Raw genomic sequence first — 950 nt, 5'->3', positions numbered from 1 at the left:
GCGTGTCCTGCGGATCTTGTTCATGATCGTGTGCAAATGATGGATTCGTGGTTGGACGTGGAGAACTGACGGATAAGGCGTGGGCGGTTATCGAGCCTCTGCTGCCCCTGGAAACAGGGCAGCGGGGTGGCCGGTGGAGACCGCACCGGCAGGTGATCAACGCGATTCTGTGGAAGGAACGCACGGGTGCTCCCTGGCGTGACCTGCCCGAACGCTACGGCCCCTGGAAAACTGCCCACGAGCGGTTACGGAAGTGGACCGCGGACGGGACCTGGGACCGGATCCTGGAACACGTGATCGTCAAGGACGACTCCATCGGGACCTTCGAGGACAACATCGAGTTCATCGTCAGCATCGATTCCACCAGTATCCGGGCCCACCAGCATGCCGCTGGGGCCCGGAAAAAGGGGGCTGCGCCCCCTGGATCGAGGAACGCATCGCGATCGAGGGGGAATGCCTCGGACGATCCCGGGGCGGACTGACGACCAAGGTCCACCTGGCCGTCGACCGTGACGGCTTGCCGTTGTCGGTGATCCTGACCCCTGGTCAGGCCGGCGACAACCCGCAGCTCCTGCCGCTGCTGGACGACATCCACACCATCAATGTCGACGGTTTGCAGGTCACGGTGGCCCGGGTCCTGGCCGACAAGGCCTACACCCACCCCTCCACCCGGAAAGAACTACGCCGAAGGAAGATCAAGGCCACCATCCCCGAACGCTCCGACCAGATCCAGCGCCGCAAGGACAAGGGATCGGCTGGTGGCCGGCCACCAGCCTTCGACACCGAGCACTACAAACTCCGCAACGTCGTTGAACGCTGCTTCAACCGGCTCAAGCAGTTCCGTGGCCTGGCCACCCGTTTCGCCAAGCGAGCGGCCTACCACCGCGCCGAGATCGTCCTCGCCTGCATCGTTCTTCATCTCCGATGAAGATCCGCAGGACACGCCCTAG

At 63.7% G+C, this 950-nt stretch carries 1 protein-coding gene; it reads left to right on the top strand.

What is annotated here, in order from left to right; genetic code table 11:
• Window positions 1-47: 47 nt before the first annotated feature.
• Window positions 48-928 (top strand): IS5 family transposase gene (locus LWF15_RS35770; protein ID WP_352396737.1). Its coding sequence is split into 2 segments (ribosomal slippage): window positions 48-438 and window positions 438-928, totalling 882 coding nucleotides; the frame shifts between segments, so codons are not numbered across the junction.
• Window positions 929-950 lie beyond the last annotated feature (22 nt).

It is taken from the genome of Kineosporia rhizophila (genome assembly GCF_021277265.1).
Classification (GTDB): Bacteria; Actinomycetota; Actinomycetes; order Actinomycetales; family Kineosporiaceae; genus Kineosporia; species Kineosporia rhizophila.
The sequence above is the reverse complement of the archived record's forward strand: the minus strand, read 5'-3'. Positions and strand labels throughout refer to the sequence as shown.